Genomic DNA, 23,599 nt, shown 5'->3' on the forward strand with positions numbered 1-23,599 from the left:
GTCGCGGCTCGAAGGCGAGCCGTCCGGATGCCTAAGCTACTGATGAGGCAGCGGAGGACGTTCCATGACGAGCGAGAGATTCGATGTGGTGATCCTGGGCGGCGGAAACGCCGGCATCGGCGTGACCGGTCCGGTCCGGCGCGCCGGCCTCTCGGTGGCGATGATCGAGCCGCGTGAACTAGGAGGCACCTGTCCGAACCGCGGCTGCACGCCGAAGAAGATCTTGGTCGCTGCGGGCCAGGCCCTGCACGATATTGATCGCGCGACCGTTCATCACATTGCAGTGGGTAAGCCCCAGCTCAATTGGGGGGCGCTGATCGATCGAGAGAAGGCGATGATCAAGGACATTCCGTCCAATCTCGCCCGCGTAATGGCGCGCCGAGAAGTCGAGGTCATCAGAGATAAGGGTGTCTTCGTTGCCCCCGACACCATCGGGGTCGGCAACCGCCTGCTCCAGGCCAAGCACATCGTAGTGGCCACGGGGTCCAAGGTGCGGCCGTTGCCGATTCCTGGTGCCGAGCACATGATCACCTCGGACGAGTTGCTGAGCGAACGTGAGCTGCCGAGCTCGGTGATATTCATCGGCGGCGGCGTAATCTCGCTGGAATTCGGGCATGTCTACGCCCGGGCTGGCACCGCGGTCGCGGTTCTGGAGGCCCTGCCGCAGCTCCTTCCCGCCATGGACCCCGATGCCGTCGCGCAACTGCAGGCCGAAAGCGAGCGCATCGGGATCAACGTCAGAACAGACGTCAAGGTCGAGCGGATCGAGCAGGCCGGCCGCCTGTTCCGGGTGGTCTTCACGCACAAGGGAATCGAAAGGGCGCTGGAAGCGGATCGCGTCGTGAACGGCGCCGGTCGGATAGCCAACGTCGAAGCGCTCGACTTGGCGAAAGGCCGGGTCGAGCAAGTAGACGGCCGGATCCTCATTGATCCCTATTTGCGTTCGGTTTCGAACCCTCAGGTCCACGTCTGCGGCGACGCCGCTCCCGTCTCGCCGCAACTTTCCCCGCTCGCGACCTACGAAGGTGAGATAGTGGGCCGCAACATCGTCGATGGGCCGCTTCACACGCCCGAGTACGACGCCGTCGCGACCTCAGTCTACACCGTGCCATCGCTGGCTGCTGTCGGTCTCACCGAAAACGCGGCGCGGCAGACCGGTTCGGCCATCGATGTTCACGTCAACGACATGCGCGACTGGTTCTCGTCGCAATCATATGCCGAGACCGTCGCCTGGTCGAAAATAATCGTCGACCGTGCCACCGATCTGATCCTCGGCGCGCACTTCGTTGGGCATTCCGGTCAGGAGCTCATCAACGTCTTTGGTCTCGCGATCAAGTTCGCCATCACCGCGGCACAACTGCGCAACAACGTCTACGCCTACCCGACCTTTTCGGCCGACATCAAGCACATGCTCGGGCACGCATAGCGACGCGCTATCGTTTCGAGAGACAGACGGCATTTCAAGGTGCTGTCAACCTCAGCCAAGCTCTACCCATAGCCGGCAACCACCGAGGTTACGGCCAACACAGGAGACCTCCCGATGTTCAAGAACTTCAAGCTATCGCATGCGATCTGGACCGGTGCTGCCCTCGTCGGCGCGCTCACACTCACGACGCAGCCGGTGTTCGCGGGCGAATGTCCGGCCGGCAAGATCAAGCCGGATGCTCAGCCGATGGTCGACTACAAGCCCGTTGGCGTGACCGACGTCACGCTCGGCTCAATCGACCTCGGCAAACAGCCGGCGCACATCGAGGGTCGTGAGCTGCGTTTCCGCAAGCTGACCATTGAGCCTGGCGGCATTGTCCCCTGGCACAGCCACGACGACCGGCCGGCACTGATCTTTGTGCAGCAGGGCGAAATCGTCGAATACGCTTCCAATTGCATCGACCCGATCGTGCACAAGGCCGGCGACCTCCGCCCCGAAGTGTTCGGGACCTCACACTGGTGGAAGAACCTCGGGAAGGAAACGGTCATCCTGTATGTCGGCGACGTCCGCAAGGATCCGGCCGACCACAACATGTAACGAGCGCTACCAGCCCCAGCCTCGTTACCGGATGTGACGACCCGGGATCCCCCGTGCTCCCCAGCACGCCGGGCGTCACATCCTCTTTCGAAATGAGGAGACGTCACGCAATGACCGATCTGTCCACGAGCATGGAGCCGGTTGCGGCCGAGATGCACGAGCATTCGCCGGGCGTTGCGCTCCGATCACTCGTGATCGGGCTGACCGCATTCCTGACCGTCGTCGACCTGTTCGCAACCCAGGCGATTCTCCCGTCTCTTACGCGGCACTATGGTGTGACCCCCGCCGCGATGGGATTTGCGGTCAACGCCAGCACGTTTGGAATGGCAATCTCAAGCCTCGTCGTAGGCTTCTTGAGTCCGCATATCGATCGACGACTCGGCATCCTTCTCAGCCTCTCCCTGCTGGCGATACCGACAAGTCTGCTTGCGATAGCGCCTGACATCACAGTCTTCACCATGCTGCGCGTCGCGCAGGGTCTTTTTATGGCTTCCGCCTTCACCCTGACGCTTGCCTACCTCGGTGAGCAGTGCAGCGCGATGGATGCCGGCGGAGCATTCGCCGCCTACATCACGGGTAACGTGGCCAGCAATTTGATTGGCCGATTGATCTCCGCCGCGCTTGCCGACAATCTTGGCCTTGCATGGAACTTCTATTTCTTCGCTGCCCTAAACCTCGCCGGCGCCGCGTTGGTCTACTTCTCCATACACCGCGTGCGACCGATGCAGTCGGTTACCACGAACGCCTCACCCGTTCACGCCTTGCTCGAGCATTGGCGGACGCCACGGCTGCGCGCTGCGTTCGGCATCGGTTTCTGCATTCTGTTCGCCTTTATCGGCACCTTCACGTTCGTGAATTTCGTTCTGGTGCGACCGCCGCTGTCCCTCGGCATGATGGACCTCGGTTTTGTCTATTTCGTCTTTCTGCCGTCGATTCTGACGACACTACTCGCCGGGAAGGTCGCCGTTTGGCTCGGCAGTCGTTTGACTGTCTGGATCGGCCTCGGCGTCGCCGCCGTAGGCCTTCCCCTGCTGCTGACGTCTCATCTGCCTCAGGTTCTGACTGGAATGGTCCTGGTCGGCGTCGGGACCTTCTTTGCGCAGGCCGCTGCGACCGGTTTCGTCGGTCAAGCTGCGGCTAAAAACCGGGGGATCGCGAGCGGCACCTATCTCGCCTGCTATTTCCTTGGAGGCATGGTGGGCACCGCCGTTCTAGGCCGACTGTTCGACTCATTCGGGTGGACGGCCTGTGTGTTCGGCGTAACCGGCGCATTAGTAATAGCCGCGCTGCTCACGGTGAGGCTGTCCGCAAGGCTATAGCCTGGCCCGAGTGATCAAGGCTGCCCTGGAGATATTGCTGGCAGCCAAGGATAAAGCAGTTCGTGACGAAGTGATTGTGCTGAAGGATCTTCGATGATCGGGTCCATAAGGCAGTTCGCTTATCGATTTGGCGCATTGTGGGTGCTAATGTTTGAGCAAGCATATTTTCAGCCGCGACCATCAGTGCGTAACCAGGGGGCACGCCGATTCGGACAACTTCCCAAATGCCTCTTCGCCCGACATAGTCTGCACCAGCTTGTAATAATCCCAGGGCTGTTTGGACTCCTCGGGCTTCTTTACTTGCATGATATACATCTCATGCTCCATCAGGCCATCGGCGCGGATCTTGCCGTTGCCGGTGAACACGTCATCAATCTTCATCTTCTTGAGCTCGGCCATCACCTTCTCTGAATTCGTCGAGCCGGCGGCCTTGACGGCGTTGAGGTAGGTCACAGTCGCCGAATAATAACCCGCCTGATTCATTGTCGGCTCGCGCTTAGTCTTTTCATAATAGCGCTTGGCGAAGGTGCGGGTCTTGTCGTTGAGATCCCAATACCAGGCAGTAGTGAGATAGAGGCCCTGCGCAGTCTTGAGGCCGAGGCTGTGAATGTCGCTGATGAAGGCGAGCAATGCGGCCGGCTTCATCGTCTTGGCGATGCCAAACTCGTCGGCAGCCTTGATCGAATTGGTGAAATCGTTGCCGGCATTGGCGAGTCCAAGCACCTGTGCACCGGCATTTTGCGCCTGGAGCAGGTAGCTCGAAAAATCCGACGTGGAGAGCGGAACGCGCACGGCGCCGATCACCTTGCCGCCATTGGCCTCGACTACTTTCGAGGCGGAGTCCTGCAACTGGCTGCCGAAGGCGTAGTCGGCCGTGAGGAAGAACCAGGTCTTGCCGCCCTGTTTCACCATGGTCTTAGCGGTACCGTTGCCGAGCGCCGTCGTGTCGTAGACGTAATGCACGGTATAGGGTGTGCAGTCCTTGCCGGTCAGCGACGCGCCGGCCGCGCCGATGGCAATGAAAGGAATCTTCTTTTCCATAGCGACATTGTTCATCGCCAGGCTGACTCCCGTGTTTGATCCGCCAAGAATCATCGTAACGCCGTCGCGATCCGCCCATTCACGGAATTTTTGGGCACCTACGTCGGGCTTGTTCTGGTGATCGGATACCATGAACTCGATCTTGTTGCCGAGCACGCTGCCGCCGAAATCATCAATTGCCATCTTCGCAGCCTCGACGCCACCGGGGCCGATCACGTCCGCATAGAGTCCCGACATGTCGTCGATATCGCCGATCACGACCTTGTTTTCTGCAGCGTGTGCTGCTGTCGTCGCTGCCATGGACGCAGTGAGCAACCAGGTGATGGTCCTTGTCGCGATGTACCTCATTTGAAGATTCCTTTATTTTTGGACATTTGGTCCGACGTTGCTTCAGCTCTAGATAGCGTCTGGTTCAGTCATCGCCGATGGGAGCAACTAGACGCCCAAGTAGCGCTGGAGCAGCTCAGGATGGGCCTTGAGCTCCTGCGCCGGGCCCTCGTGCACGATGTGGCCGTTGTTGATGATGTAGATCCTGCTCGCCAGCGCCAGCGTCGCCGCCAGGTTCTGCTCGACCAGGACGATGGTCTGGCCGGCAGCCGCGAGCTCGCGGCAGGCCTTGACGAGGTCGTGGACGATGACGGGCGCGAGGCCCTCGAACGGCTCGTCCAGCAGCACGATCTTGGGATCGCGCACCAGGGCGCGAGCGATCGCCAGCATCTGCTGCTCGCCGCCGGAAAGCTCCGTGCCGCGGTTGCTGCGCCGCTCCTTTAGCCGCGGGAACATCTCATAGATGCGCCCGAGCGGCCAGCGTTTTGGCGCGGTGATGCCGGCAAGAAGGATGTTCTCCTCCACGGACAGGCTACCGAAGATGCGACGCTCCTCGTGCACCAGCTGCATGCCGGCTTGCGCGATCTTGTGGCTCCGGCGGCCTGAGATATCGATGCCGTCGAATTTCACGCTGCCGCTGCGCGGGGTCACCACGCCCATCAGGCTCTTCAGTGTCGTGCTCTTGCCGGCGCCGTTGCGGCCGAGCAAGGCCACGACCTCGTGACGTTCGACATGCATGGCGACGTCGAACAGGATGTGCGAGTCCCCGTAATAGCTGTTCAGGCCATCGACCTCGATCAGGCTCATGCGGCGATCTCTCCGTGCACGCCGCCGAGATAGGCTTCCTGCACCGTGGTGTTTGCCTTGATTTCCTCGGGCGTGCCGGAGACCAGCGCGCGGCCCTCCTGCAGCACGGTCACGCGCTCGACCAGCTCGAACAGCGAATCCATGTCGTGGTCGATGATGATCATGGTTCGGCCGCGCCCGATCGATTTGAGCAGCTTGACGGTGTCGACCCGCTCGCGCGGGCTCATGCCGGCGAGCGGCTCGTCGAGCAGCAGGAGGCGCGGGGACGTCGCGAGCGCAAGCCCGATCTCCAGCCTGCGCTTCTCGCCATAGGCGAGCTCGGATACGGGCGTGTCGGCGCGGCGGGTCAAATTGACCAGCGCGAGCGTGTGCTCCACCTGCTCCGTCAGGCCCTTGACGCCGGCGAGCGTCCGAAACAGGTCGAGCCGAAATTTTCCGCGCAGCTCGGCGAGGGCTGCGATCGTCAGATTCTGCCGCACGGTCAGCCCGGTGAAGAGCTGGTTGACCTGGTAGCTCTTGGTCAGCCCGAGCTGGCAGACGTCGGTGACCTTCAATCCCGTGATGTCGCGCCCTTCGAACACGATTTGCCCCGACGTCGGCGCGATTTCGCAGGTCAGCATCTTGAAGAAGGTCGACTTGCCCGCTCCGTTGGGACCAATGATGCCGCGCAGCTCGCCTTGATTCACGCTGAAATCGATGTCGCTGTTGGCGACGAGGCCGCCATAGCGCTTGGTGAGAGCGGTCGCCTTCAAAATAGGGCCGGAATAGACGGGATGTTCGACCTCCTTGGCCCGCATCGGCGCGGGCGGAGCTTGCAGTGGCGCCTCGACGTCAGCCGCCTCCGTCTCCGAGGCCTTCCGGGCTCGCTTGCCCGAGACGAGGCCGTAGAGATCGACTACGCCGCCGATGATGCCGCCGCGCAGGAAGCAGACCAGCAGCACGAACACGACGCCGAGCACGAGCTTCCAGGCCGCGCCGAGGCCCAGTGCCGACTGGAGGAAGTCCTGCAGGAACAGCCAGACCGTTGCACCGACCAGCGGGCCGAACAGCGTGCCGCGGCCGCCAATCGCTGTCTGCATCACCAACTGACCTGATGTGTCGAAGGTGAAAGCGTCGGGCGGCATAAAAGCCTGGAGCACGCCGAGCAGGCCGCCGGCGAAGCCCGCATAGGCGGCTGCGATCACGAAGGCTGTCAGCTTATAGCCGTGGATATTATGGCCGACGGCGGTGGCGCGTAGCGGATTGTCCCTGATGGCGCTGAGGATTGCGCCGACCGGCGAGCGCACTATACGAAGCGCGATGATGACGCCGATGAAATAGCACAGTGCGATGAATTGATAGAGAGACCAGCCATCGGTGAAATGGACGGTAGTGAAGCCGAGATTGAAGCTCGGCATCGGCACGCCCGGCAGGCCGTTCTCGCCGCCGGTGAAATCCGAGAGCGGATTGAACTCGATGAAGTAGAACACTTCCGCGATGGCCACCGTGATCATGGCGAAGTAGATACCGGTGCGTCGCAGCGCGATCAGGCCAATTAGATAGCCGGTCGCCGCCGCCGCGATCATGCCGATGACCAGCGCGCCCAGCACGTTGCTAAAGCCGGCGCGGGTCAGCAGATAGGCGGCGACGAAGCCACCGGTGCCGTAGAAGGCGGACTGGCCGAACGACAGCAGGCCGGTGAAGCCGAACAGGATGTCGAAGCCGAGGCCGAACAGGCTCCAGACCAGGATCCGGTTCACTGTGTTCGGCGCGAAGCCGAGATGCGGCAGCACGAAGGGAGCCACGATCAGGCCGACGGCCGTCAGTGTCTCGATCAGGAGCGGGCGTTGCTTGAGCATCAGCGGATCACTTATTCGCGGCCCTGCACGCCGAGCAGGCCATGCGGTCGCACCACGAGCACGAGCGTCATCGCCGCAAACAGCATCACATAGGCATAGCCGGGGTTGAACATGGAGGTGACGCTGATGATCTCGCCGGCGATCAGGCCACCGAGAATCGCGCCAGGGAACGAGCCGACTCCGCCGATCACCACCACCACGAAGGTCTGGACCAGGATGTCGTCACCGATGCCAGGGGTCAGCGACACCACCGGCGCATTGACGATGCCGGCAAAGCCCGCCGCCATCGCGCCGATGCCGAACACGATCATGAAGACGCGGTATACATTGATACCGAGCGAATCGACCATCACCGAATCTTCGATGCCGGCGCGCACGATCATGCCGAGCCGGGTGCGGTAGAGAATGATGAACAATGCGCCGAGCGCGATCGCGACGATGCCGACCACGGCGAGGCGATAAGTCGGATAGAACATGAAGCCGAGATTGGTGATGCCCTGGAACAACGCCGGCGGAGGCACGATCTGCGACTGGCTCGAAAAGATCAGGCGCACGAGCTCGACGAAACAGATGCCGAGCCCGAACGTCACCAGCAGCTGATCCTCATGCGGGCGATGATAGAAGTGCCTGATAATGACGCGCTCCATCGCGACGCCGAGCAGCATCACGAAAAGCGAGCCGGCGATGACGGCGAGGATGAACGATTCCGTGTATTGATAGGCGACGAAGCCGGCATAGCCGCCGATCATGAACATCGCGCCATGCGCGAGGTTGAGCACGCCGAGCGTGCCGTAAATGATGGTCAAGCCGGAGCTGATCAGCGCGAGCAGGGCGCCGAGCGCGAGCCCGTTGAAAAGCTGAGAAATCAGATTGGGCCAACTGATCATGCGACGATCGCTGTTGTGACGCGGCGTCGCGTCAAAAAAGGCGATGCCGCAGGTCCGGAGGTCGGCCTACGGCGTCGCAGGGGTTAGTTCGGGATCAGGTGTAGTCTCCGAGATGGCAGCCGAAGGCGTCTGGCTTCTGCATCAGGCCTTCACCCGGGACGATCTCGACGACGTCGTACCAGTCTTCCTTGTTCTTCATGTCCTTCTGCTGCTTGCCCTTGACGATGATCACGGGGCGGACGCACTGATGATCTTCGGGGCGGTAGTGCACTTCGCCGACCAGCGAGGGGATGGTCTCGCCCTTCTCATAGGCCTTGATTACATCCGGCGGATCGAAGCTGCCGGCTTCCTCGCACATGCGGGCCCAGTGCGCGAAGCTGACATAGGCGTTCTCGGCGCCCCATTCGGGCTTGTAGCCGTATTTCTTCTCGAAGGCTTCGTTGAACATCTTGGCGAGCGGGAACTTGTCCTCGATCGTCCACCAATAATCGGTCGCGGCATAAACCCCCTGCATCAGGCCGCCGGTCTCGCGTGCGATGAAGGGCACCTGGTAGGGCACAACCAGCTTCATCTTGTCGAGCACGCCGAATTGCTTGGCCTGCTGGGTCGACAGCACCGCGTCGTGGCCCCAATTGACATTGATCAGCACGTCGGCGCCGGAATTGGCGACATTGAGCAGATAGGACGAGTAGTCGGGCGCGCCGAGTGGCGCAACCTGGTTGGTCGCAGTGGTCCAGCCGGCGCCCGCCAAGAAATCCTGCATCGACTTCGTCACGGTGTGGCCATAGGTGTAGTCGGGCGTCAGGTACGCAGCCTTCTTACCCTTGCCGAACTCCTTCACCATCACCGGTCCGATCGCGGCAGCTGCGGTCTGGCCGAAGAAATTTTGGCGGAAGCCGTAGCGAACGCAATCCTTGCCGGTGGTGTCGTTCGAGCCGGAGATACCGCAGACGAAGATCACATGCTCGCGCTGGGCGAGCTTGTTGAGCGCGACCGCGACGGCGCTCGAAGTGCCACCGGTGATCATGATCGCCTTGTTTTCGCTGATGAAGCGCTGCTGAGCCTGAACAGCCTCGTTCGGCTTGGCCGCGGAATCCGCGACGCCGAACTTCAGTTCCTTGCCGAGCACGCCCTTGCTCGTCTTGGGCGAGATCTTCTTAATCAGCTCGTGTCCTTCATTGATGTGCTCGATCGCGAGCTGATAGCCCTTGAGTTCGTCCTCACCCTGCACGGCATAGGTGCCGGTGCGCGGCACCGAAATTCCTATAAAGGCGGTGGAACCCGAGACACCGGCGGGAAATGTGCCGATCGGTTTATCCTCGGCAAAGGCCGGCATCGCCGGCAGCATCGAGCCGCCAATGAGACCGGCCGTGCTGTGGAGCAGGCTACGGCGCGAGAGACCGCGACGGATGATATCGTCAGTCATGATCATTTCCTCCGAATGTCGTTCTTGCTTCCTGGCAAGACACGCGTTGTCCGGTGGGAACCCACCCTGAGGGGACCGCCCGCGCCAGGCTCGTCACGTCCGCGTGTAGCTCTTGGACATAACCATTGCCTGGGAACGCCGTCTGTCAATTTGGCCTTTGGTCGAACGAAAGAAATTATCGTGTGAAAACATATCGTGTCACGATATATATTAGTCTTTGTGAGTAGGAGCTTGGCGGTCGAGAGCGAGATGATGCGGCAGACAACGACGGCAAGCGCGGTCAAGCAACGGTCCTGGTCGCGGCGGCCGGAGCAGCGGGACGCTTCGTTGTCTGCCGGTGCCGCAGGCGACCAGCATGTGCCGACGCGGTCCGGCAAAGCCTCCCACGAGCCGCGTGAACGGCCCGCGCGCGAACGAGAACCCTCGCCGACGTCGACGAAGCGATTGAGCGTGCGCGCCCAGAATGTGCTCAAGGAACTCGCCGTCGAGGTCATCGGCGAACAGCCACCGAAGGGGGATTGGTCACCGTCATGCGAATTGCTGCTCGCGCTGACGGCCGACCGCCTTGCAACCACCCGCAATTGCGGTCCGCATACTCTGCGGGAGATCGTCGACTGGGCCGAGGGCCACGGGGTAACAATCAAGCGGGGGATCCCGGCCGGCGGGTCGTTGTCGCAGATGTGGAGCGAGCTGATCGCCAACGCCTGCGCCGGAGCCCTGACCAGCGCCGAGGTCGTCGGAGCGCTCCAGCGATCGATCCGGCGGAAGAGTGTCCGGATTCCGATCGCCTTTCAGATCGTCTTGGTCAAAATCCTGCTGTCCAGCATCGAATAGACCGCCGTTTGTTGTGTATCGCCTCCCCGACCAATGGTCGAAGGGACCGCCCTCTGCTACTTTCGACTAACGTTGTCTCATGGGCGGCGAGATCGGAACTCTACGGGATGGTTCGAGGGAAGAAGGCGCAGCGGGTCAAGGAGACGCTCCCTCGGCGGACGACTGGCCGGACCATGCGCGACTCGGACTACGCGGCCCTGGCGCAGTTCCGATTTCAGATCAGGAGTTTTCTCGCGTTCAGCGAAGCGGCCGCTGCGCAGCAGGGATTGACCCCGAGGCAGCATCAGGCACTGCTCGGAATCAAGGGGTTTGTTCCTGCAGGGCCGGCGACGGTCGGGGACGTCGCACGGTTTCTCCTGATCCGACATCACTCAGCTGTCGAGTTGATCGATCGGCTCGCCAAACTTCGACTTGTTAGCCGCGTTGCGGACCCGGAGGATGCTCGACGGGTGCACCTCAAGCTGACTAAAACAGGTGAGCAGAAGCTTCGGGCCCTGTCGCAGAAGAACCTTGAGGAGCTTCGCCGCGCCGCCAGCCCGGCCTTGAGCCGCCTGCTGAAGTCGTTTCGAAACCCGAGTAGTTCGAATTCATGATCGCACAAGGCTTCAGCAACAAGGAGATTGCCAGTCAGCTCAACATCAACATCAAGGCCGTCGCAGGCGACCTCCGTGGAAAAGCTCGGACTATTCAAGCGCGTCGAGAAATTAAGGAGACGCGGAGTGTTGCGGTACACTCCTGTCCACACCCTGCTACGGGGCAAAACGTTCCGAACATCACTGTCCCACGGTCGGTCATAGGCGGCACTAGACATCTTCAGGAAGGCGGCCGAAGGCCAGGTGAGCTGATCCACGCCTCAAGCTGTGAAGTGATCTCAGCCTCGCGAGCCTTGCGCAGCAAGACATTGCGTTCCGGCCCGCGCGGCATTTTGTCAGCCTTTGACCTTGCCAATTCTGCAACCGCTAGGAGACGCTCAGAAAGCGATCTGACTTGCTTTGTTCGGCGACGCTTTTTCTTTGGAGTGGTTTCCATCATTGACATTCTCAGGACGCTAGAGCGGCGTGTTCCTGCATCCACGGTAATGAGCAGCAGGAGTCGGCGTCGCGGTTGTCCAAACGCCCGTCGACCACTACTCCGCAAACAGGCCCGTCGGCTTTGTAAGATGATATCTTGCCGAGGAGTATTGGTGCGCCATCGTACCATGTTCCGGAAATGGAAGCTTCGCGTAACCGCTCAGACCCTTAGAGACGACAGAGATTATGAAACGGCTACGGGCTCGACTTTTTTGCAGCTCGGCGGCCAAGATCGACTACACTTGGCAATATGACTATCCTGTTTGATTGCCGTCGTATGCGCATGATGCGGCAAGTCCGCTCCTCGATTGCATCGTTCGCTAAAACGGAATGCCCATGCTCTCGCTGATGGATATTGCCGCCGTTCTGCTTACCCTCTCGGCCGTGTTCAGCTGGCTCAATCACAAATACCTGCCGCTATCCCGCACTGTTGGATTGCTCGTAATGAGTATCCTCGCCTCATTGCTTTTGATCGCCGTTGATGCGGCTTACCCTGCTGCTCGGCTCCTCCACCAACTCACCGATTGGCTTCGGCAGATCGACTTTGCAGAAGTCGTTGTCAACGGAATGCTTGCATTTCTGCTGTTCGCTGGCGCGCTGAACGTAGATCTCGCGACACTCAGGACCCGCGCATTTCCGGTGCTTCTTCTGGCTGTCTTCGGCACTTCGATCTCGACGGCACTCGTCGGCCTGATGTTTTGGATCGTCTGCGGCCTCATGAACCTACCCGTTTCGCTCGCGTGGGGGTTCGTGTTTGGCGCATTGATCAGCCCGACGGATCCTGTGGCTGTCCTCAGCACCCTCCGCAACACCAACATACCAAAGGAGCTGCAGATCGAGACCGAGGGCGAAGCATTATTCAACGACGGGGTGGGGATTGTTCTGTTCACGATCATGCTCCGCTTTGCCACCACGAGTGGTGGCGCTCAGGTGACCGCTGGAGATGTTGTGGAGTTGTTGATCCGAGAAGCTGGAGGCGGACTCGTGCTCGGCTCGTTGACCGGCTATCTGGCATATCGCGCGATGCGGCTCATCGACGATTACGCAATCGAGGTCCTGATCTCTCTTGCGCTGGTTACCGGCACTTATGCACTTGCGGTGCATCTGCAGGTCAGCGGACCTCTATCCATGGTCGCCGCCGGCCTTCTTATCGGAGACCGCGGACCACGATATGCGATGAGCGAGCGGACACAAGGATATCTGTTTGCGCTCTGGACCCTCATCGACGAGATCCTCAACTCGGTCCTTTTTCTGCTTATCGGGCTGGAAACCCTGATATTGCGCTTTGACCTTCGCAGCCTCGGTCTCGCGGCAGTCACGGTTCCCATCGTTCTTTTCGGCCGGTTTGTCGCTGTTTCAGTCCAGCCGTTTTTGTTTGGATGGACGAAGCTGCTGTCCCTGCGCAATGCACCGTTTCTCACTTGGGCCGGCGTTCGAGGCGGTATCTCTGTTGCATTGGCCCTGTCGGTACCGGATAGCCCGGCCAAGGCCGCCATGCTTGCTTCGACCTATGCAATCGTCCTGTTCAGCATCATCGTTCAAGGCTCGACCCTGGGTTGGGTGGCGAAGAAGACGGTAGAACGATAGATCTCGTCTCAATTATGAACCGACGGAGAAGCGCCTCATTTCGCTTGGCTCAGTCCTCATAGCTGTCGATGACGGCATCCGCGATCACCCGCTTCGTGAGGACCCCGACAATATCGCTCACGCGCGGCCGTGAGGCGAAGTGGACAACGATCGCTGCGCCGGCCTGATGGCGTTTCAGCCTGGCGAAGACCACGCTCAAAAGGTCCTGATCGCGGCAAATGACCATTCGACGTTCGACGAAATGCTCGACGACGAGGGTCGGATTGGATTGCGACTCCGCCCATAAACCGGAGCGCGGCGGGATCAGGCCGACAATTCGGCCTTCGCGTTCGACAACGATCGGAAGCGCATCATCGATGTCTTCTGCCGCCATGGCCTGCTTAAGCGTCGTTCCCACCTTGGCGATCAAGAAGCGCCTTTCCATGATGTCCCGGGCTTGCTTCACCAGATAGAGATTGATGTGCCGTTCCTTGGGAATGCGGCGTCCGCGATGGCGCAGCTTGACCGTGTAGATCGTTTCGTTGATCAGTGCGCGCCTTATGCCTGCTGCCAAAGCCACCGCGACGATCACCGGAACAATGATGGCGTAGTCCCGTGTCATCTCGAAAACCATGACGATTGCAGTCATGACGCCGCCAGTTCCCGCCCCGACGATGGCCGCCATCCCCACAATAGCTGCGGAAGATGGCGTGAGGCCTGAATGAGGCAGGATAGAACTACTGGCGGCGGCGAAAGCGGCCCCCAGGGTTGCGCCAAGGTAAAGCGAGGGCGAAAAGATCCCGCCCGACGCGCCGCAGCCCAGACACACCGTGGTGGCAATCAGCTTCAGGGCGAACAGCAGGGCCAGCAAACCCGCCGCCGTCATTTTGTGGTCCAGTATCTCCTGGATGACCGAGTAGCCCACTCCGTCGATGTAGGAGTGACCAAAGAGATCGGCGAGAAGCACCATCAACAGGCCGATCGACGTCATGCCGATCAAGTTCTGAACGTACTCGTTGCTGGACAGCTTTGGAAAACCGTCTTCCATGAACACCAGCAGACGGATGAACGCCCAGGCTGCAGCGCCAGACAGCACACCGAGCAGGACGAATGCCATCGCTTCCTGCCCGTTGAATGACGCGACCATGCTGAACTGAATATCCGGCACCGCAAAGGCTGGATCCGGACCGATCAGGATGCGCCCAATTGTGGTCGCGGCTCCCGTCGCCACGACGACCGGAAGGAACGTCCGGTTCGATACTTCAGGCAGTAGAATTTCCAGAGCAAACAACACGCCGCCGAGCGGTGTGTTGAAGGTTGCGGCAATGCCCGCGCCGGCGCCGGCGGAGAGAAGAGTAATCCTTTGCCGAGTCGACAGCCCGATGAATTGGGCAAAGGCCGAACCGAGGGCTGATCCTATCTGAATGATAGGACCCTCCCGTCCCACGGCGGCGCCACTTCCAATTGAAACCGCTGAGGCCAGAGCCTTGACCAAGGCGACTGATCCGCGAATTTTCCCGCGCTTGTAGAATATGGCATCCATCACTTCCGGCACGCCGTGGCCTTTGGCCTCCGGAGCGAAGCGTTTGACGAGAAAGACGACGATGAGGCCGCCGATCACGGGAGCAAATAGAATGAAGGGGCCGAAAGGACTGGGTCCCTCCGTGACGTTCGCATCATAAGCGAAGCTCAGAGCGCCCTTGTAGAACAAGTTGTGCACGAGGCCGATCAAGGCGCGAAAAGCAACGGCGCCAAGTCCAGTCATCACGCCAATTGCAAGGGCAAGAGCGCAAAGCACCAGAAGGCTGACCTTCCGCTCCTCTGCAAGCTTAACCTGTTTCCCGATCAGGGACTTTCTTGTCCCGTAAGTCAGAACTGAAGGCATCTCGTCACTCTGGCGCACGACAGAACATCAACTGCGGGCTCCGAAAGACGGTTCCTTGCGGCGCGTCCACTTAGCGGTCGTCAGGCGCGCTTACAGGGCTCGCGCCCCACGCCCGGCCAATGGTAATCAGGAAGCTCGAGTTCGTCGGCGATGTCTCTGCCGATTGCGAGCCTCGCCAAGCCAGGTACTGAAAAACTCCTGGCCACGAGGTTGCGGAAGATCATTCCGGAGCGTGTCCGCGGTGCCAGCGCTCCGGCAAAGCGTTGGGCTCCCTGCTGCTTTCGTCGTATGTAATGCGCCAGCCGAGCCTCGTATCGGGCAAACGCCTCCCTATGATCGTCGCCGCCGGCCGCAAGTTCGCCGGCCAGCACATAGGCGGAGGTCATGGCCAGCGCCGAGCCCTGGCCTGCCAGGAGCGAGACGCAGAAGGCGGCGTCACCGACAAGAGCCACCCGCCCTCTCGACCAATTCGGCATCCTGATCTGACTGACCGCGTCGAAATAGAATTCTTCCGTGCGGTCCAGTTCATCAAGCATCTGCTCGCATTCCCAGCCGTGCCCGCTATAGATTGCGCGCAAGAGCCTCTTCTGCGCTCCAGGGGTCTCCGGCAACACTGCGCCGTGGGCGAACACCAGGAGAAACAGAGTACGATCGTCTCGCAGGGTAAAGCGGCCAACCATCCGGCCCGGCTGGCCATAGATCAAATAGACGTCTTCGTCGCGTGGTCGATAGCCACGGGCTTCAAATGCCGCTACGGCATAGCCCAGATACCGCTCAAACTGCACCTGCTGCCCAAAAACCAGCTTGCGGACAGCCGAATGCAGTCCGTCCGCGCCGACGAGAAGATCGAATCTTCGTTTGCCGCCATGCTTCAGTGAGACCTCGACGCAATCGACTTTTTCTTCAACGAGCACGACCTCGTCGCCGAAAACGGCTTCAATGCGCCCGTTGATCCGCTCGTACAGCAGCCGCGAGAGGTGACTACGCTGAAGGGTAACGTATCGCCCGCTGGTCAACTCGGCGAAGACGCCGGTCCCAAAGCCGGTCAGTCGCTGGCCGGCCTGGTCTACGATTCTGAATTCTTGCACGTGGTAGCCGTCGCGATTGATCTCCGAGAGCAATCCCATCTGCTCGGCGATGGTATAGCCCAGTCCCCAGAAGTCGATGACATAGCCGCCGCTACGCAGAAGAGGCGCCCGCTCGACGAGTATCGGCTCGAATCCCGCGGCCCTCACCCAATAGGCAAGTGTGGGCCCGGCAATTCCAGCTCCGGAGATCAGAACTCTTCTCATGCCCCCTGCTCCAGATCTCATCAGCCATCTAACGCGTCGCTCCATCCTCCATGTGGCCTGACGCTCCCTGGACTTAGGGCCACATTTTGCGCCGGCGGCAAGAACAAGTGAGGGAGCGGCGGAGTAATAAGATCGAACCTTGCGACGTACGGGTCCTTTGCCGAACCATTCAGCCGCGGCGGCGGTTCTCCTGAATCATCCGACTAGCCGCGTCCAAGACCAAGGAAGATGCCGTTTTTGAGTCAGGACCCTTCACGGTGAAGGAGAGCAATTGGAAGACAAGTTGACAGCTCATGTTCGACATATAGAGCGTACCCTCCGGGTAAGCGCGATCGGTCTCTTTCTCGCCGCGTCGGTCTGGTTGCTTCGCGACATTTTGTTACTCACGTTCAGCGCCGTGGTCATTGCCTGCGTTTTGCGCGGTGCAAGCAATGCGGTGCAGCGCGTATTGCGCTCAGGTCCTTCCATCTCGCTAGTTTGCGTCATCGTCCTGACCTGCCTCGTGTTAGGTGCGCTGCTATGGTGGCGCGGTAGCGCTATCTTCAATCAAGCCGATGAAATCAGTCAGCAACTGAGAACCCAGCTGGAAAGAATCTGGACCGAATTGGCAAATAGCTCGTGGGGCTCGGTTTTCGCTCAACAGCTGCAGATCGCCGGAAAGTCTCTCCGCGCCGGCCTGACGGGCTACGTCCCGGGCGTCATTGGCTCGGTTCTCGGCATCGGTGGCACCCTGATCGTTGTGGGGGCGACAGCAATATTCCTGGCCGCATCACCGCAATTGTATCTGGAAGGAGCGCTGCGTCTGTTTCCAACGACTTGGCGACCTCGCGGCCGGGAAGTTGCCGGAGAACTTGCTTCTACCCTCAGACTCTGGTTTCTCGGACAGTTCATCGACATGGTGATCGTGGGGTTTCTCCTCGGCCTGGGGCTTTTTCTGATCGGCTCACCTTTGGCGCTTTCACTGGCTCTGCTGGCTGGCCTGCTGAACTTCGTGCCCTACATCGGAGCGCTCGCGGGCGCCGTGCCCGCCATCCTCGTGGCTCTGGCTCAGTCTCCTGCGCTTGCCGCCTGGGTCGCACTCTTGTTTTTGTCGATCCAGTTGTTGGAAGGAAACGTCATCGCTCCTTGGATACAAAAGAGGACGATCTCCTTGCCGCCGGCGCTCACGATACTTTCGCAGACGGTTCTGGGGACGCTGTTCGGGTTGATCGGACTAATCGTCGCCACTCCATTGATCGCCGTCCTGCTCGTTGCTGTCCGCATGATCTATGTCGAGGACTTCTTGGAGCGCGAGCGTAAGCAAGCCGCCTAGTTGAACAAACCTCCAAACTGCGCGGACCGCAACATAGTCAGTACGGTCTCGTACACTCGCGAATCTGGGCCGGTTTTCAGCGCGACATAGTCTGGAGCGGATATGGCTGGAGACCGCACCAGTACGCCTGGGGGACCGCGCCTTGGCGCTATAGCTGCGGCTGGGCCCCAAGATACTATAGGCGTCATCATCACGGCGTGGTCCGCGCGCATCATCATTGGTAACCTCAAGCTCACGGCAAGGTGCCCGGCGCTCGACACCAGCGGACGCACGCCGGGCCAAGATACGAACTCTGCCGGAGGCAGGAACAACATGTCTGACGCATTCATTCACAGTGCAGCGGCCGCTAGATCTTATATCTGCTGCTTATTATTTTGATCCGCGGCTGCGGCACCAGACCTTGATCGTGACGCTGTAACGACGTCCACGAAGGTGCTGGGTTCTAAAGGCTTCCGCGGATTGAGTGAGCAACGGAGAGTCACATGCGGTGCGCCTGAAAGAGATCATTAGATGACACCTGGCTCGCGATCGATACGGCATTCGCTTATCGCCAAGGAACGCACCGTAGGCCTACATTCGTTCTTTGACGCCGGCCTGTATCAACCACCAATTGACTGGATAGCTCGTGAAAAAACCCGCGATCATGGCGATTTGCATCGCGAACCAAAATTCCGGCATTGACGGCTCGAGCCTCACTCCGAAGACATGCCTGAAGATTGCGAACTGCGCGATGGCCATGAAGCCGTACATCCCAACTTGCCAGGCGGTGAGCGATAGCATGTCAGCCTTTACGGCCTGAACGAAGCCCGCGCCCGGTGACAAGTCGCGCATGGGTCTGATCGTGAAGTACTGAAATGCCACGCCAATCACGAATGCGAACAGGTAGTCCACCACCCAGATCGCAAACATCTTCTCCGAGAAGAGGCTTTTCCATCCAGCCCAGATCGCAATCACTGGAAAGGCAAGCGCAACACTTTCAGCGATAATGTCCCCCAGCGCGCATCCCGCCCCGCAATGCATGGCACCTTTTGCGACCATGACCGGAAACGGTGTCTTCTTGCTGTTAGACTCCTTATTCCGCGCGGCCAAATCGCGAGCCGCCAGGCGCCCGAACCGGTAGTACAGCCATAAGGTCAGTACGGTACCGAACAGACCATTGACTGGCCAGACCACTTTCATGATCCACATACGCTGAGGATGCCGGATCAGGTCGAGCGCGATGATGATTGCGCAGACAAATCCCAAGGCCAGACAGGCCAGTGCAAGGTCGCGAACCCAAATGGGGATCATGACGCTTCTCCCTTTCGGGAAGAAGAACGCCCCTGCGAGCGCCTTCGTTCAATCGAATGAATTACGGTCCCGATGCTTCAGGATGCAATCAGCCCGCGACGCAGGACTACAAACAACGTCCGATCTGCCGATCGTACTCGCGCTGTATCAACGCAGAGCACGAACACGCCGAATGCTCTAGTTGGGCCCGATCAGCCAACGTTATCGCGGCGCGCGTATTACGGATTACGCCCGCCTTTTCGAATGTCTCGAGACACTCGCTAACGCTCGCACGGCGAATCCCGAGCAGCTGAGCTAAAACGGCATGCGTGATGGGCAGCTCGTTCGAGTCCATTGCGTTTGCCGCGACGAGGAGCCAGCGGCCCAGCCGCTGCCGAACCGAATGCAACGAGTTGCAAGCTCCCACTTGAGAAGTCTGAAATAGCACAAGATTAATGTAACGAAGAATAATTCCGCGAAGAGCGACGAGGTCGTCGAGCGCCGCAACAAACGCCGTTGTCGGAACTCGCAAAGCCGTTCCGCCGACCTGAACAACACGACGGTGCGGGGGCATCGGATCTTCCGGTGCCAAAACGCAAGGGGCTCCGATCATTCCCTCGGAGCCGACCAGCCAGGCCTCGACGAAGCGACCCGCCTCGACCTTGGCGGAGACCGATATGAGCCCGTCATCGAGAAAATAGACGTAGTCCATCGGCAAGCGCCAATGGTGCAGCACCTGACGCGGCTTTATATCGACCTGTGTCCCGATCGACCGGAGCACCGCCAACTCTGTCTCCGGGATGCATCGCAGCAGCCTGTTTCGAGTCGGCCTGCCAAGTTTGCCTTCAGGTTGGATTGGCTCCGGAACCAGGCCCGTTATTGGACCTTCCTGCATTTTCCTCTGCTCCCCGCATCGCACAACAGTAGGAACCGTTTCCGGGAACTAGGAAAGTACGCAGTCGGGTGCCCAAGGTTCCATCACTACTCTACGACTAGTTTCCGTGTCCCTCGCCCCTATCAGAGGATTTGTTCTCGAATCGCAGAGCCGCGCGAACCAAGGCAAGATGGCTCAAAGCCTGCGGAAAATTACCGGCAAGACGCCGGTCTTGAACGCTGAACTCCTCAGCCAACAGCCCCAGATCGTTTTGCGCTCCCAAGAGATGCGCGAAAGTTCGCTCCGCTTCGGCCCGCTTTCCCTGCATCAGCTGACATTCCGCGAGCCAACCAGTGCATGCAAGGAACGCACCCTGCCGAATTTCGCCCGACAGCTCGCGATGGACATACCCCTGGCGGACGAGATCGCGCTCGACCGCCGCAATGGTCTTTTCGATGCGCGCGTCCGTCACAGGCAAGAATCCCAGCAGAGGAAGCTTCAGCAGACTTGGATCGACCCTGTCGGAGCCGTAATAGTCCACAAACGTACCACGTCCCGGATCAAACGCCTTCTCGCATATCTCGCGATGCATCCGGTTCCGCAGACTGATCATCCGATGAAGGAAGTTACCGTCGGCGGCGCGATGGAGATCTTCGCGCCGTATGAATCGATCCACTGCGGCCCATGCCGAGACCTTGGAATAAGTGTAGTGGCGCGGATCTCCGCGCGATTCCCAAAGCCCATGGTCTGGCTCTTGCCAGATCCGTTCGACATGGCTGATCACGGACGTAATCAGATGAGCTTCGCGTTCACTCGGAAGGATGCCGGCCCTTGCCGCGGCGGCTACGGAATCCAGGAGTTCGCCGAAGACGTCGAGCTGCCGTTGCGCGGCTGCGGCGTTGCCAATTCGCACCGGCTTTGCCCCTCCGAACCCGGACAGCCATGATGCGGTCCACTCTTCCAACCTGCGCGAGCCGTCGACCCGGTACATGATCCTGATCTTGTCGGGTTCGTCCCCGGCGGCCCGGAGAAGCCAGTCCCGAAATGCCTTAGCTTCCTGGTGAAACCCGGCGTCGAGCAGAGCCGTCGTGGTAAACGCTGCATCCCGCAGCCAGCAATACCGGTAGTCCCAGTTCAGGTCCTCGGCCGGCGCCTCTGGTAATGAGGTTGTCGGAGCGGCAATGATGCCGCCCGTCGAGCGAAAGATCATCGCCTTCAGCGTCAGGAGAGAGCGCTTTACGGCCTCGGGCCATCGCGTTTCGATAGCGAACTTCGCGATCCAATTGCGCCAATAATCCTCCGTCTCCCGCAGCGCCGCGCCCGCTGCGATAGGCGGCGGTGGCCTCGCCGTTGCGCTGCCGTACCGAAGGCAGAATGCAACCTCATCGCCCTGGCTCACTTCTGCTTCCGTGACGATGCACGAGCCCAGCAGTGAAAGCTGCTCTGGCGCATGTAAGACAACGAGATCCGGTCCAACGTCAGCGACGGCTCGATCGCGATCGATCTCCAGTGCTGGTCTCAAGGATCCATAGTCGAATCGAAGGTCGAGTTCGCTGCGCAACCTGACCTTCCCGGCAAGGCCCCGAACGATCCGGAGCACAGTCGGAGCGCCATTTGCGATCGGCATGAAGTCGGTCAGCCGGACATGGCCCGTGGCCACCTCGAATTGTGTCTCGAGCACGAGCGTGTCATTGCGGTAGCGGCGGCACGATGAAGTGCAGGTCTCGACGGGTGCGAGCTTCCAGCGGCCGTTCGCGTTCGTGCCGAGCAGGGCAGCAAAGCAGGCATCCGAATCGAAGCGTGGCCAGCACAGCCAATCGATCGAACCATTGCGATGAACCAGAGCAGCGGTCCGCCCGTCTCCGATCAAGCCATAATCTTCGATTGCCTTTATCGACATGAGAAAGCACTCATCCAAGTTGCGAATGGCGCTCTCGACGCACTTGTCTGCTCCTCGTACTGCGGGTCGCGCGTCCTGCCGCCAGCGCCAGTGCTACAGTCCCCAAAAGTGCCGCTATGGGCGCAAGCCGCAGCATGCTCGCTGGAGCCGCAAAGGCGCTGTCGACTGCCTCGGAATCGAAGCTGCCTCTGGTGCGATGAAGGCCACGCACGGGTTGCTCAAGGTTGTCCGGCCGCATCTCATCAATTGGTCGCTTCGTCTGTTGCCCGCTGATGCAAGTTTGGGCGAGATAGCGATCTAGCAGTCCCGGCGCAATCATGTTTCCGAAGATGACCTTGAGAGTGCTGAAGCCGATCCAGTACTCCCTCGCGGGCCGTCGAACCGCTTCATAGACGGCATTCGCAATGACTTCGGGTTCGACCACGGGCGCAACCGGTCTGGGCGACCGTGGCATATGGGCCCTTGCCCAATCAAATTGCGGCGTATTGACCGCCGGGAGCTGAAGCATCGTCAGCTTGATCCGACTCTGCTCGTGCCTAAGCTCGCTTCGCAGGGAATCCGTGAAGCCGCGGATCGCGTGCTTGGCTCCGCAATAGGCCGACTGCAAGGGTATGCCGCGGTAGGCCAGCGCCGACCCGATCTGGATGATCGTGCCCCTGTTCGCCGGGCGCATATGGCGCAGGGCCGCCATGGTTCCGTGCACGAAGCCAAGATAGGTCACCTCGGTGACGCGGCGAAATTCATCGGGCGTCATGCGCCAAACCGGCGAGAAGACCGTCACCATGGCATCGTTGATCCAGATGTCGATCGGACCAAGGGTCGATGCGATGCGATCCGCGGCCGCGAAGACCGCGCCGGCATCCGCAACGTCAAGAGGCATCACGACGGCCCGTCTGCCCGTCTCCTCGACCTCCCGCCGCACCTCCTCGAGGGCGTCCGCATCACGGGCGATCAAGCCGATGGAATACCCCGCACGGCCGAAACGATGGGCGATGGCGCGGCCAACCCCGGCCGACGCTCCGGTGATCACGACAACCGGGCGCGACCGGGCCGGTAGCTCCGGCGCGCTCACTTGATTTTGCATTGGCACACCTCTTCACTGCGGCACGGCGGGGTAGGCAATGGTGGAGAGCAAAGCCATCGCGGGCTGGCGCGAATCCAGCCTGGTATGCTGGACGATAACCGGAGCACTTGCCTCGATCAGCGAAGCATAGCTGGTGTCGCGCGGCACCGGCGCCGGATCGCTCAAGTCGTTGAAGCGGAGATGCAGGGTGCGTTGCGCCGGCACCTTCACGTGGTACGGGCCGACCGGCTCTCTGTCCTCGAAGTAGAGCGTGATCCGAACATCCGCGTCGTGGTCGCCTGCGTTCAGGAAGCAGGCCGCTTCGTGAGAGACGAGGTCGTGGGCATCGCTGACGCTGCCGCTTGGGATGTAGCCCTCCGGGATGGCCCACACCGTTTGGCCGATATGCTGCATGGTCATCGCTCCAGTTTGATCAGCGCCAGGCCGCTGACCGGGTCGCACGCTTTCTGAAGGTGCGTGGGGTTTTCGGTCAAGATCACCTCGAGGGTAGGACGTACCCGGCCGGATCCCAAGTGGCCGGCGAGAGCCGTGCCGTCACGCCGACCGACGACGAGATGAACGTGCACGGAAGGCTCGCCCGACGGCGAAACCGCGATGTCGCCGACGAGCGATGCGACCTCGACCTGTTCGTCCACGCGGTTTTCGAGGTAGGACTTCTTCTCCCAGTCGAAGTACTTCAGAACGAGTTGGCTGAAGGCTCCGATGCCGGTGACCTGAGCTCCAGAGATCCGTTGCTGAGCTGCAAACGATGTCAGGCTTTCGATCGCTTCGTCGCCGCCGTCGAGGACGACTGCAAAGGTCCGCTGCGCGCCGTCATTGAGAAGCTTGTGCTTCATCGATCGTCT

At 60.4% G+C, this 23,599-nt stretch carries 20 protein-coding genes; 7 read left to right on the plus strand and 13 right to left on the minus strand.

The features are described from left to right. The first annotated feature begins 85 nt into the window (after nucleotides 1-85). The 3 genes from ACRQ5Q_RS29235 (at nucleotide 86) to ACRQ5Q_RS29245 (ending at nucleotide 3,342) form a co-directional block, all read left to right on the plus strand. A complete protein-coding gene (locus tag ACRQ5Q_RS29235) occupies nucleotides 86-1,426 on the plus strand; it encodes a dihydrolipoyl dehydrogenase family protein (protein ID WP_439393378.1) in 1,341 nt (446 codons plus the stop codon). Nucleotides 1,427-1,540: 114 nt separating this feature from the next. Beyond that, on the plus strand, nucleotides 1,541-2,023 hold the full coding sequence (locus ACRQ5Q_RS29240; RefSeq protein WP_439393379.1) for a cupin domain-containing protein: 483 nt from the start codon (nucleotides 1,541-1,543) through the stop codon (nucleotides 2,021-2,023). A gap of 110 nt (nucleotides 2,024-2,133) precedes the next feature. After that, complete coding sequence (locus ACRQ5Q_RS29245) at nucleotides 2,134-3,342, plus strand: MFS transporter (protein ID WP_439393380.1); 1,209 nt, start codon at nucleotides 2,134-2,136, stop codon at nucleotides 3,340-3,342. A 180-nt stretch (nucleotides 3,343-3,522) separates the two neighbouring features. Here the strand turns inward: ACRQ5Q_RS29245 and ACRQ5Q_RS29250 are convergent, their stop codons facing one another. From ACRQ5Q_RS29250 to ACRQ5Q_RS29270, 5 genes are all read right to left on the minus strand, one after another. Continuing rightward, nucleotides 3,523-4,731, minus strand: a complete 1,209-nt coding sequence (locus ACRQ5Q_RS29250) for an ABC transporter substrate-binding protein (RefSeq protein WP_439393381.1) — start codon at nucleotides 4,729-4,731, stop codon at nucleotides 3,523-3,525. A gap of 87 nt (nucleotides 4,732-4,818) precedes the next feature. After that, the gene (locus tag ACRQ5Q_RS29255; RefSeq protein WP_439393382.1) at nucleotides 4,819-5,517 is read right to left on the minus strand and encodes an ABC transporter ATP-binding protein; all 699 of its coding nucleotides are present in this window, start codon (nucleotides 5,515-5,517) and stop codon (nucleotides 4,819-4,821) included. Further along, nucleotides 5,514-7,355 carry a branched-chain amino acid ABC transporter ATP-binding protein/permease gene (locus ACRQ5Q_RS29260; RefSeq protein WP_439393383.1) on the minus strand — a complete coding sequence of 614 codons (1,842 nt, stop codon included), beginning with the start codon at nucleotides 7,353-7,355 and terminating at the stop codon, nucleotides 5,514-5,516. Before ACRQ5Q_RS29260 ends, ACRQ5Q_RS29255 begins: the two co-directional genes overlap by 4 nt. Before the next feature lie 11 nt (nucleotides 7,356-7,366). Continuing rightward, nucleotides 7,367-8,242, minus strand: coding sequence for a branched-chain amino acid ABC transporter permease (locus ACRQ5Q_RS29265; RefSeq protein ID WP_439393384.1), 876 nt, complete (start codon nucleotides 8,240-8,242; stop codon nucleotides 7,367-7,369). Between the two features lie 94 nt (nucleotides 8,243-8,336). Beyond that, nucleotides 8,337-9,668 carry a substrate-binding protein gene (locus ACRQ5Q_RS29270; protein ID WP_439393385.1) on the minus strand — a complete coding sequence of 444 codons (1,332 nt, stop codon included), beginning with the start codon at nucleotides 9,666-9,668 and terminating at the stop codon, nucleotides 8,337-8,339. A 231-nt stretch (nucleotides 9,669-9,899) separates the two neighbouring features. On the opposite strand from ACRQ5Q_RS29270, the gene ACRQ5Q_RS29275 reads away from it, so the two are divergent. The 3 genes from ACRQ5Q_RS29275 to ACRQ5Q_RS29285 all read left to right on the plus strand — a co-directional run bounded on the left by ACRQ5Q_RS29275 (nucleotide 9,900) and on the right by ACRQ5Q_RS29285 (nucleotide 13,159). Continuing rightward, a complete protein-coding gene (locus ACRQ5Q_RS29275; protein ID WP_439393386.1) occupies nucleotides 9,900-10,502 on the plus strand; it encodes a hypothetical protein in 603 nt (200 codons plus the stop codon). Between the two features lie 107 nt (nucleotides 10,503-10,609). After that, nucleotides 10,610-11,095 carry a MarR family winged helix-turn-helix transcriptional regulator gene (locus ACRQ5Q_RS29280; RefSeq protein WP_439393387.1) on the plus strand — a complete coding sequence of 162 codons (486 nt, stop codon included), beginning with the start codon at nucleotides 10,610-10,612 and terminating at the stop codon, nucleotides 11,093-11,095. Between the two features lie 813 nt (nucleotides 11,096-11,908). Then, entirely contained in the window at nucleotides 11,909-13,159 is a 1,251-nt protein-coding gene (locus tag ACRQ5Q_RS29285) for a cation:proton antiporter (protein ID WP_439393389.1), read from the plus strand. 49 nt (nucleotides 13,160-13,208) lie between these two features. Here the strand turns inward: ACRQ5Q_RS29285 and ACRQ5Q_RS29290 are convergent, their stop codons facing one another. Both ACRQ5Q_RS29290 and ACRQ5Q_RS29295 read right to left on the minus strand, forming a co-directional pair. After that, complete coding sequence (locus tag ACRQ5Q_RS29290; protein WP_439393391.1) at nucleotides 13,209-15,023, minus strand: chloride channel protein; 1,815 nt, start codon at nucleotides 15,021-15,023, stop codon at nucleotides 13,209-13,211. Between the two features lie 80 nt (nucleotides 15,024-15,103). Beyond that, complete coding sequence (locus ACRQ5Q_RS29295; RefSeq protein WP_439393393.1) at nucleotides 15,104-16,315, minus strand: FAD-binding domain; 1,212 nt, start codon at nucleotides 16,313-16,315, stop codon at nucleotides 15,104-15,106. Between the two features lie 271 nt (nucleotides 16,316-16,586). Here ACRQ5Q_RS29295 and ACRQ5Q_RS29300 point away from each other — a divergent pair, with 271 nt between their 5' ends. Next, a complete protein-coding gene (locus ACRQ5Q_RS29300) occupies nucleotides 16,587-17,627 on the plus strand; it encodes an AI-2E family transporter (RefSeq protein ID WP_439393395.1) in 1,041 nt (346 codons plus the stop codon). 570 nt (nucleotides 17,628-18,197) lie between these two features. Here the strand turns inward: ACRQ5Q_RS29300 and ACRQ5Q_RS29305 are convergent. The 6 genes from ACRQ5Q_RS29305 to ACRQ5Q_RS29330 form a co-directional block, all read right to left on the minus strand. Then, entirely contained in the window at nucleotides 18,198-18,917 is a 720-nt protein-coding gene (locus ACRQ5Q_RS29305; RefSeq protein ID WP_439393396.1) for a DUF4396 domain-containing protein, read from the minus strand. A gap of 106 nt (nucleotides 18,918-19,023) precedes the next feature. Further along, complete coding sequence (locus tag ACRQ5Q_RS29310) at nucleotides 19,024-19,677, minus strand: Crp/Fnr family transcriptional regulator (protein WP_439399900.1); 654 nt, start codon at nucleotides 19,675-19,677, stop codon at nucleotides 19,024-19,026. Nucleotides 19,678-19,888: 211 nt separating this feature from the next. Next, complete coding sequence (locus tag ACRQ5Q_RS29315; protein ID WP_439393398.1) at nucleotides 19,889-21,670, minus strand: glycoside hydrolase family 15 protein; 1,782 nt, start codon at nucleotides 21,668-21,670, stop codon at nucleotides 19,889-19,891. Between the two features lie 10 nt (nucleotides 21,671-21,680). After that, nucleotides 21,681-22,754 carry an SDR family oxidoreductase gene (locus ACRQ5Q_RS29320; RefSeq protein WP_439393400.1) on the minus strand — a complete coding sequence of 358 codons (1,074 nt, stop codon included), beginning with the start codon at nucleotides 22,752-22,754 and terminating at the stop codon, nucleotides 21,681-21,683. A 12-nt stretch (nucleotides 22,755-22,766) separates the two neighbouring features. Continuing rightward, on the minus strand, nucleotides 22,767-23,147 hold the full coding sequence (locus ACRQ5Q_RS29325; RefSeq protein WP_439393402.1) for a sensory rhodopsin transducer: 381 nt from the start codon (nucleotides 23,145-23,147) through the stop codon (nucleotides 22,767-22,769). 2 nt (nucleotides 23,148-23,149) lie between these two features. Next, entirely contained in the window at nucleotides 23,150-23,590 is a 441-nt protein-coding gene (locus tag ACRQ5Q_RS29330) for a PPC domain-containing DNA-binding protein (RefSeq protein ID WP_439393404.1), read from the minus strand. Between the last annotated feature and the right edge of the window lie 9 nt (nucleotides 23,591-23,599).

It is taken from the genome of Bradyrhizobium sp. PMVTL-01, assembly GCF_051861855.1.
In the GTDB taxonomy this organism is placed as follows: domain Bacteria; phylum Pseudomonadota; class Alphaproteobacteria; order Rhizobiales; family Xanthobacteraceae; genus Bradyrhizobium.